The 9,099-nt window shown below is 31.7% G+C and carries 12 protein-coding genes; 2 read left to right on the top strand and 10 right to left on the bottom strand.

What is annotated here, in order from left to right; translation table 11 throughout:
• Positions 1-11 precede the first annotated feature (11 nt).
• A complete protein-coding gene (locus OLM52_RS10665) occupies positions 12-899 on the top strand; it encodes a type IX secretion system membrane protein PorP/SprF (protein WP_264548494.1) in 888 nt (295 codons plus the stop codon).
• 71 nt (positions 900-970) lie between these two features.
• Here OLM52_RS10665 and nadD read toward each other — a convergent pair whose 3' ends face one another.
• The 5 genes from nadD to OLM52_RS10640 form a co-directional block, all read right to left on the bottom strand.
• A complete protein-coding gene (gene nadD / locus OLM52_RS10660) occupies positions 971-1,552 on the bottom strand; it encodes a nicotinate (nicotinamide) nucleotide adenylyltransferase (protein ID WP_264548493.1) in 582 nt (193 codons plus the stop codon).
• Between the two features lie 42 nt (positions 1,553-1,594).
• A complete protein-coding gene (gene gmk / locus OLM52_RS10655) occupies positions 1,595-2,167 on the bottom strand; it encodes a guanylate kinase (RefSeq protein ID WP_264548492.1) in 573 nt (190 codons plus the stop codon).
• A gap of 88 nt (positions 2,168-2,255) precedes the next feature.
• Positions 2,256-3,116: a YicC/YloC family endoribonuclease gene (locus OLM52_RS10650; RefSeq protein WP_264548491.1), complete on the bottom strand. Its 861-nt coding sequence runs from the start codon at positions 3,114-3,116 to the stop codon at positions 2,256-2,258.
• 90 nt (positions 3,117-3,206) lie between these two features.
• A complete protein-coding gene (locus OLM52_RS10645) occupies positions 3,207-4,085 on the bottom strand; it encodes a DMT family transporter (protein ID WP_264548490.1) in 879 nt (292 codons plus the stop codon).
• Entirely contained in the window at positions 4,078-4,434 is a 357-nt protein-coding gene (locus OLM52_RS10640; RefSeq protein ID WP_264548489.1) for an arsenate reductase family protein, read from the bottom strand. The genes OLM52_RS10645 and OLM52_RS10640 overlap by 8 nt, the downstream gene beginning before the upstream one ends.
• A gap of 80 nt (positions 4,435-4,514) precedes the next feature.
• On the opposite strand from OLM52_RS10640, the gene OLM52_RS10635 reads away from it, so the two are divergent.
• Entirely contained in the window at positions 4,515-4,970 is a 456-nt protein-coding gene (locus OLM52_RS10635) for a DinB family protein (RefSeq protein ID WP_264548488.1), read from the top strand.
• A gap of 57 nt (positions 4,971-5,027) precedes the next feature.
• On the opposite strand, the gene OLM52_RS10630 is transcribed toward OLM52_RS10635, so the two are convergent.
• The 5 genes from OLM52_RS10630 to OLM52_RS10610 form a co-directional block, all read right to left on the bottom strand.
• Positions 5,028-5,828, bottom strand: a complete 801-nt coding sequence (locus OLM52_RS10630; protein WP_264548487.1) for a YoaK family protein — start codon at positions 5,826-5,828, stop codon at positions 5,028-5,030.
• Positions 5,812-6,294: a hypothetical protein gene (locus OLM52_RS10625; protein ID WP_264548486.1), complete on the bottom strand. Its 483-nt coding sequence runs from the start codon at positions 6,292-6,294 to the stop codon at positions 5,812-5,814. The genes OLM52_RS10630 and OLM52_RS10625 overlap by 17 nt, the downstream gene beginning before the upstream one ends.
• Before the next feature lie 10 nt (positions 6,295-6,304).
• Positions 6,305-6,799 (bottom strand): hypothetical protein, encoded by a 495-nt coding sequence (locus OLM52_RS10620; RefSeq protein ID WP_264548485.1) that lies wholly within the window; start codon positions 6,797-6,799, stop codon positions 6,305-6,307.
• Between the two features lie 159 nt (positions 6,800-6,958).
• A complete protein-coding gene (locus OLM52_RS10615) occupies positions 6,959-8,335 on the bottom strand; it encodes a sensor histidine kinase (protein ID WP_264548484.1) in 1,377 nt (458 codons plus the stop codon).
• Entirely contained in the window at positions 8,336-9,040 is a 705-nt protein-coding gene (locus OLM52_RS10610) for a response regulator transcription factor (RefSeq protein ID WP_264548483.1), read from the bottom strand.
• Between the last annotated feature and the right edge of the window lie 59 nt (positions 9,041-9,099).

Here is a 9,099-nt window from a genome sequence, read left to right as displayed (position 1 = left end):
AAATGAAAAATATGAAAAAAACAATTATTCTAATAGGCTTACTGCTTTTAACAAGCAGTAGCCTTTTAGCTCAGCAAGAAAGTTTAATTACATTCTATAGAAATCATCTAAACCTAGTAAATCCTGCATATGTAGGAGTAGGAGAATCGACAAGTTTTCAGTCAACAATTAGACAACAATGGACAGGTATTGCAGAAGCCCCTTCTACTCAGGCTGTGTCATTAACCACACCAATTGGCAGCAAAAACCTTGCTTTAGGTATTTCATTTATACAAGACAAAGTATTTATAGAAAAGCAATCTTTTGTAGCAATAGATTTCTCATATAAAGTAAAACTTTCAAGTGCATTAGACTTGCATATGGGGATAAAAGCTGGAGGAAATAACTATGAGGTAAATACAAAGGGCTTAGAAACTTATAATGTTGTTATGGATCCAAGTTTGGAGCCAATCTCTAGATTCAATCCAAACATTGGTGTAGGTTTTTATTTAAAACATGATAAATATTATATTTCGTTATCAACACCAAAAATGTTGAATACGGAGCGTGCTAAAAATGAAAATGGTTATGCTACAGTAGCAACTGATAGAGTGCATTATTACCTATCAAGTGGTTATAATTTCACATTGAGCCCTATGGTTGAGTTAGTACCTTCTTTTATGGTTCGATATGTAAATGGAGCACCATTTTCAACAGATTTTACAGCAACTACAATTGTTAATAAAACTATTCATTTAGGAGCAACTTACCGTACAGATAAATCGGTAGCAGGTATGGCACAGTTTGATGTTAGTAAAAAAATGACCTTAGGATATGCATATGAATATAGTTTAAGAAGCGAACTTTTAGGCAGAGCTAATGGTTCTAATGAATTCTTTATACGTTTTAGATTTAGATAAATAATATAATATTCTAAATTTTTATAAAAAAAGACCCACTATTTAGTGGGTCTTTTTTTATACAATGCTAATTACTTTTTATAAAAGTTATTATGCTCCACATATTCCCAAACTTTATTCGGTAACATAGGAACTACATTTTTACTATTTTTAATGCTTTCGCGAATAAATGTTGAAGACAATTCTATAACAGGTGCACCTACACGATGAATTTTACGATGATTCACAAATTGCGCATCGATTTCTCCTGAATTTAGTCGCGGATAGACATAAATATCATGGTTTTGAAGAATGATTTCGTAGTTTTTCCACTTATGTAGCGAGTTCAAATTATCTTCACCCATGATTAATGAAAATTCATGTTTTGGGAATTTTTCTTGTAAATGCGCTAAGGTATTTACGGTATAATTTGGTTGCGGTAATTTGAATTCGATATCCGAAGGTTGGATTTTCGGATAATCTTCGGTTGCCAAATGCACCATGTGCAAACGATGATAATCATCTAACAACGAACTTTTCTGTTTGTGTGGATTATGAGGTGTAACGACCATCCAAATTTGATCCAAATCAGCATGCTCTGCCATGTGATTGGCAATAATTAAATGCCCAATGTGAATGGGATTAAACGTTCCGAAATACAATCCGATTTTCATAATTATTTCTTGTACAGACGCGATTAATCGCGTCTGTACGGTTTATTTATTTATAAAATCCTTTACCAATTTGTATGCATCTTCTTTGGCCACATCTAAATCATAATTTTTGATGATGGTGTCAAATTGTGGTGCGGTTGCTAATTCCACAGATGCTTTTGCAATACGCATGTTGATTTTGTCTTCGCTTTCAGTAGAACGTTGTTTTAAACGACGTTTTAATTCGTCAACACTTGGTGGTTTTACAAAAACAGCTAAGGTTTCGTTTGGAAATTTGCTTTTGATACGCAATCCGCCCGCAACGTCAATATCAAAAATTACGTGTTTTCCTAAAGCCCAGATGCGTTCTACTTCGGCTTTTAAAGTGCCGTAGAAATTATCGGTGTACACTTCTTCCCATTCTACAAAATCTTCCGCTTTAATATGCTTTTTGAATTCGTCCCAAGAAATAAAATAATAATCTTTTCCGTGTACTTCTTCACCACGTGGTTCACGCGTGGTACACGAAATCGAAAATTCTAAATTCAAATCGGGTTGGGCTAATAAATGTCTTACTATAGTGGTTTTTCCTGAACCTGATGGCGCAGAGAATACTAATAATTTTCCGTTGGTCATTGTGTTGTGTTATTGATGTTCTGTCACCCTGAACTTGTTCTAGGGTCTTAATTTTTAGATTCTGAAACAAGTTCAGAATGACAAAAAATTATAAAACGTTTAATACTTGCTCCTTAATCTTTTCCAATTCATCTTTCATCATTACTACCAATTTTTGCATTTCGGTATGGTTGGATTTTGAACCCATTGTATTGATTTCTCTTCCCATTTCTTGGGTGATGAAACCTAATTTTCTTCCGTTGGCTTCTGTTCCGTTTAAGGTTTCTAAGAAATAGTTCAAATGGTTACCCAAACGCACTTTTTCTTCGGTAATATCGTATTTTTCTAGATAAAAAATCAATTCTTGCTCGAAACGATTTTCATCAACATTTACTTTTAATTCGTCTAAAGCAGTACGTAAACGAGTTTTTACGGTTTCAACGCGTTCAGCATCGTAAGAAACCGCTTCGTTCATTAAATTATTGATGTTTGAAATACGCAATTGGAATTCTTTTTCTAATGAAGCACCTTCGTCTTTTCTAAAATTCGCGATGTTTTCCAAGGCTTCATCAATCACGGTTTGGATTTGTTTCCATTCGTTTTCATCAATTTCGTCGCGCTCGGTTTTTAATGCGTCGGGCATACGAACAGCCATTTTCATTAATTCCGTTTCATCAGCAGTTGGAATAACCGCTTTCATTTGGTTGATATATCCTTTTACAATCGGCACATTTATTTTTGAAGTCGTTTCTTCGCCTGTAACTTCCACATAAAGCGAAAAATCTACTTTTCCACGCTCTAAACGTTGCGAAATTTGATTGCGTAAACCCAATTCCATTTCACGAAAAACCGATGGCATACGTGTATTTAAGTCTAAACCTTTACTGTTTAGCGATTTGATTTCTACGGTAATTTTTTTGGTTGGTAATTGCAAAGAAGCTTTCCCAAAACCTGTCATGGAGTGTATCATATTGTTATAAAATGTCTTCAAAGATATGAAAAAGTTTTCAGTCACAGTCGCAGTTTTCAGTCCTATACTGTGACTGACAAACGAGACTACCTACTTTTTCTGGGTAACCAAATAAACTCCAACAAATATTAGCACAGCCGAAATCAATTTTATCAAAGTCAAATCGTCTTTTCCTAAACTTACGGCAAAAATAGTAGCAAAAAGCGGTTGTAAATAAATGAAAACTGCTACAGTTGTAGGTTTTAATTCTCGCATCGAAACTAAATTTAGTAAATAGGTTAAGAAGGTTGAAAACACGACTACAAAAGCAATTTTCCAGAAAATAGCAGTTGGTAAATGAGCAAAATCTACGGCTTGAAATTCGTTCCAACCAAAAGGTAATACCATCAAGAAACCAAAAGTATAAATCCATTTTACAAAGGTAAATGCGTTGTATTTATCCATTAATTTCTTCACAATAATCAAGTAAAATCCATACGAAACGGCATTGATGAACACTAATAAATTTCCTAATGATGCATTAGGAGCATTGACCATTGATTTTCCATAGAGAATTAATGTTGTTGTTCCAGCTAAACCTAAAATAATTCCTATAACTTTTCGGTTTTCCATGCGTTCCTTCATAATGAAAGCCGATAAAACCAGCACTATCATTGGAGTGGTTACCATTAAAACGGCTCCCATAATGGGCGAAGTGTAACTTAATCCTTTGAAAAAAGTTAGCATGTTTAAAGCTACTCCAAAAAAGGCTGCTGCAATAATTCTAGGAAAATCTTCTTTAGCAATTTTTTCTTTGGGTCCAAAAAATGAAATTAACCAAAATAATAGAACAGAACCACCAACGCGCATCACGATAAATCCGAATGCATCAACGTATTTAGGCATTACATCTTTAGCAATTGTAAAGGTTACACCGTAAATGATGGAAACTAAGGTAGCGGCAAATAACGCCCAACTTCTTTTAGACACTTTGAAGAGCTTTCGTTAATTTAAGGACATTGGGTTGCGTGTTTCCAATAAAAATTTCATTATTAAAAAGAACAACAGGACGACTCAAAAATGTGTAATGTTCTAAAAGGTATTTTTTGTAATCGGCTTCGGTTAGATTTTTATCTTTTAATCCTAATGATTTATATAATTGTGCTTTTTTACTAAAAAGTGCTTCGTAGCTTCCTGAAAGTTGGTACATTTCTTCCAAATCGCTTTCTGAGATTGGATTTTGACGAATATCAATAAATGTTAACTGATTAGAATTTGGCAACGATTTGATGATTTTTCGGCACGTATCACACGAAGCCAAGTAATATATTTTGTTCATTTTATTAGTTTTTCATTTTCTGGCACAAAAATACAGCCTTTTGAATTCTAAAAATCAGTAATTTTATAAAAAATTAAGCCATGGAAGCAACTTTTAGAATTTGGGAAACCAGTAGAAGTATTTATTTAAAATTTTTAGAGAATTATTCATTAGAGCAATTGAATACAATTCCAGTAGGAATGAGCAATAATTTGATTTGGAATATGGGTCACGTTTTGGTTTCACAGCAAAAATTAGTGTATGCCTTATCAGGATTACCGATGCATATTTCGGATTCACTTTTTGAGAAATATCAAAATGGTTCTCGACCAGATGGAAAAACTACGCAAGCCGAGGTTGATGAAATTAAGAAGTTACTTTTAGAAATGATTGAAAAAACCAAATCTGATTTTGAAGCAAGAATTTTCAAAGAATTTCATCCATATCAGACAAAAACAGGGTTTTATTTAGGAACATTAAAAGAAGCAATGGAATTCAACAATTATCACGAAGGGATTCATCTAGGAATTATGATGTCGATAAAAAAATTTCTATAAAAAATCCCGAGTTTCAATAGATTTTGAAACTCGGGAAAACACTACATGAACAAATTCTTAGGAGGCAATAGATTCTTCTTTTTCACGATTTAATTTTATATAACTTCCAAGATTTTCGATGTGTAATCTTCTTGCGTTTCTTTGTATGAAGAAGCGTTTTACTCTTAATTTGTATAAATCATAAAAGATAACTACGACCAAGACAACACTTACAGCGTAAAACATTTTGAAACCAAGATACATGTAGGTAAATCCGGCTAAAATAGCACCAAACAAATAAGAACCAGCAATTGATAATAATAATTTTGCTTTTCCTTTTAAGGCTTCATTATTTCGATATTCTGCTTTAGTAAACATGGAAAATAAAATACCTAAATCGGTTGTTGTACCTGTTAAATGGGTGGTTTTTACAGTAAAATTAGAAATACTTGCAGTTAATCCGTTTTGTAATCCCATGGCAAACAACATTAGAGCTAAAAGGGTTTCCGTTTCGGTTAAGGTTTCTTTGTAATAGAATTGACCATAGATGCCCACAGCAACCAAACAAATGATTTCTAAAATTAAAGGTAAAGCGTGTGCCAAATAAGCGTTTTTTTGGTTAAAATGAATTACCATTAAATTAGATACAAAACTGCCAAAAAAGAATAAGAAAATCCACGAAAAGACCACAGCAATTTGGTAAAAGTTTCCCTTTACAATTTCTGAAGCTAAAATAGCGTAATGCCCTGTTACATTAGAGGAAAAGGAAAAAAACAATAACAGCGAGCCGATATTTACCATTCCAGCAGTAAATGCGGTAAGCGTTCCTAGTTTTATATTGTCTGATAGTGATCGACTGTTACTATATTTTCTCAGCATAATTATTCGTTTTAACAAAGGTTAATCTTGCAATTCCTCTGGTGTGTGTATCGGTATCAAAGTTTAGCACCAATTTGTTGTTTGAAAGTTCTGTCAAATTATAGTGTTCTACATTTTGATTGTCGTATTTTATTTCTAAAATATTTCCTCGCCCTTTCATGCTCCACGACACTTCTTTTTTATACCCGTTTCCTTCTAAAATTAGTTTTCCATTGGGATAGAATTTCCATTTTTCGGCCTTGTGAATTACTAAATTTTCACCTATTAAGTCTTTTACATAATTTGAAATTGTTGTAAAATCTTTTGTAGTGGTTTCGTTAATGTCTGCTTTTTCATATTCCCAAGTAAGTTCGCTCCATTCCCCTTCAATTTCTAATTCAGGATTTTTTGACATATGTATTAAGGTCGTAAAAAGCACAATTCCCAATCCCAAAAAAAACAAGTATTGGATCCATATTGTTTTCATATCGTTGTTTTTATCCCACCGAAACCTGATTAAAAAACACTTCCGCTAATTTTCCTTTTTCTGGAATATTTAACTGATTTGCAATTTCAATAGTTGTATTTTCGGCTTTACATTTGTTGAAATAACGACTAAAATCAAAACTTTTTGACGTATTAAATTTTAGTTTGTAGTTGGAGTTAATTATTTGATTAATTTCATTTCCTTCGATGAAATTATTAAAAGCAGCTTGGTTGCTTCCAGTGAAAAAATCAATTTTTATTGCATTTATTTGAGAATCGAATTTATTTTTAATGACTTCAAATGCTTCAATAAAAGCGTCATTTGCTAAATCTTGAAGTTGTTTGTTTTTCGAAAAAAAAAGTAAATCTCGAATGGAATCGCCAATATTGATTCCATGTACAAGAATAATATGGTATTGATTATTTGGATTTTGGTTTAAGAATGTTTTTAAAATGTTTAATGATTGAATTGTAAAATCTGTCGGAATTAAAACTGTTTTTTTCATAGCTTCATTTTTTCTATTTGTTACAATACAAAATTAGAAGCGTGAAATTAGAAGTAAATAAAACTGAGATTAGAATGCAATTAAAATAAGAAGATTGAGATTAAAATCAGATTAGAAAAGCTTAATTTTTAGTTAATTATCTTAAAAAAATTAAAACTCTCAACTGATTTCAGGTTGCCAAACAGGAAGTGTAATTTGAACAGTTGTTCCTTTGTTTTCGATTGAATTTACTAGCAAAGTTCCTTTGTGCATTCTAATGATGTTTCGGGTAAGAGGAAGTCCAATTCCATATCCTTCAAAATTTTTAGTATTAGTTGCTCTAAAAAACGGATCATAAATGTATTTGATTTCGTTTTCTGGAATCCCAATTCCATTATCTTTAATTACAATATAAACAAAGTCATCTGAAGCGCCAATTGACACGGTAACCATTTCAAAGTTTGAGTATTTACAGCCATTGTTGATAATGTTGCTCAATGCCAAGTGGAGTAATTGAACATTTCCGTTTACTTTAAGTTTCATAGGATTTTCGGGAAGTAATTCCATATCCAAGTAAATTTTACTTTTCGGATTTAAACTTTCAAGGTTTTCTTTAACATCCCAAAGTAATTGATCAATTCGAACTTTATCAAATTTTTGTACTTTTCCATTAAAACCCGTTTGTGCCAAGAACAATAAAGCTTTGGTTTTGTTGTCTAATTTATCAGCTTCTTGAAGAATAATTTTCAATGTTTCCACATATTCTTCATTCGCTCTTGGTTTGGTTAAAACAACATCAGCTTCGCCAATAATGGCAGTTAAAGGCGTTCTTAATTCGTGCGAAGCGTTGCTAATAAAGTTGTTTTGTGTTTCAAAGGAAGTTTCAATTCGGTCGAGCATGTTGTTAAAAGTTCTTGCTAATTCATTTAATTCATCACTTCTATTGCTATCATTTAATCTAAGGTGTAAATTTTCGGAACTAATTTCTTTTACTTGTTCTGTAATTTCAGAAATGGGTTTAAAAATATTTTTAGAAAAGTATAATGCGATATAAAGGATTAAAATAATAGAAGCCAAAATAGCAAATAATAAAGTTCGGATTAAATTATCGGCTTGATTGATTTCGAAGTAATTTTCAGCAGCAGTAATTACAATATAATCTCCAGAAATAGATTGGTATCGAATTCCTTTGTATAAATATTTTTCTGAGACAAATTCTGCACTACGATTATTAATTACCGATTCAAAAAACGAAGCGGGAATTCCAATTTTTTGTACTTGTTCAGTTAAATTTAACGAATTATCTATGGGAATAAAAAAGTCTTTTTCATGAGGTAATTTTTCCGGCGAATTTGGATCTGATTTTGTAATTTTTTCGTCCAAACGTTCTTTTGCCACTTTATAGGCTCGGGCTTCCAATAATTTAAAAAAATTCTTTTCGGAATAATTTGAAACCGAGAAATAAATAAAAATACTAAACAAAAAGATAACTATTAAAAAAGGAATTAATAGCAATAAAACGGTTCTCGATTGTTTTTTTAAATTGGCTATAATCATTTAGTTTTCTTTTAAAACATATCCCATTCCAATTACAGTATGGATTACTTTTTCGTTGACATTAGTATCTATTTTTTTTCTTAAATAATTTACGTACACATCTACCACATTGGTGCCTAAATCAAAATCAACTCCCCAAACGGCTTCTAAAATGTTGGTTCTAGAAAGCACTCTGTTTTTATTTTGTAAAAAGTAAAAAAGCAACTTGTATTCGGTTGTTGTTAACGAAATTTCATCCATATTTTTAGTGACTTTTTTTGTGTAATCGTTTAATACAATATCACTAAAGGAGTAAATGTATTCTTGTTGGATGTTTTGCTCTTTATTTTGTGGATTTTTGTCTGCTGTTCTTCGCAATAAAGATTTTATTCTAGCTACTAATTCAATAAATTTAAAAGGTTTTACTAAATAGTCGTCTGCACCGCTTTCTAAACCAAGTACAATATTTTCTGAAGTTCCTAATGCGGTTAAAAATAAAATGGGCACTTTTTTATTTTCTTTTCTGATGTTTTTACATACTTCAAGTCCATTCATTTCGGGCAGCATAATGTCCAAAATGATAAAATCAAAAACATTGGTAAGCGCAAGCTGAAGTCCAGTTTTACCATCAAAAGCAACACTTACTTCGTAACCTTCTTCTGTTAATCCTTTTTTAATAAATGAAACAACATGCGCCTCATCTTCAACAACTAATATTTTTTTCATGAATAGTTATGGTAAAATGTAAAAACTTCAATTTTTTGCCTAGTAAATTATTAAAGTCT

This window comes from Flavobacterium sp. N2820, from assembly GCF_025947285.1.
GTDB lineage: Bacteria > Bacteroidota > Bacteroidia > Flavobacteriales > Flavobacteriaceae > Flavobacterium.
Note: the sequence above shows the minus strand (reverse complement) of the source record. Positions and strands in the feature narration are given on the sequence as shown.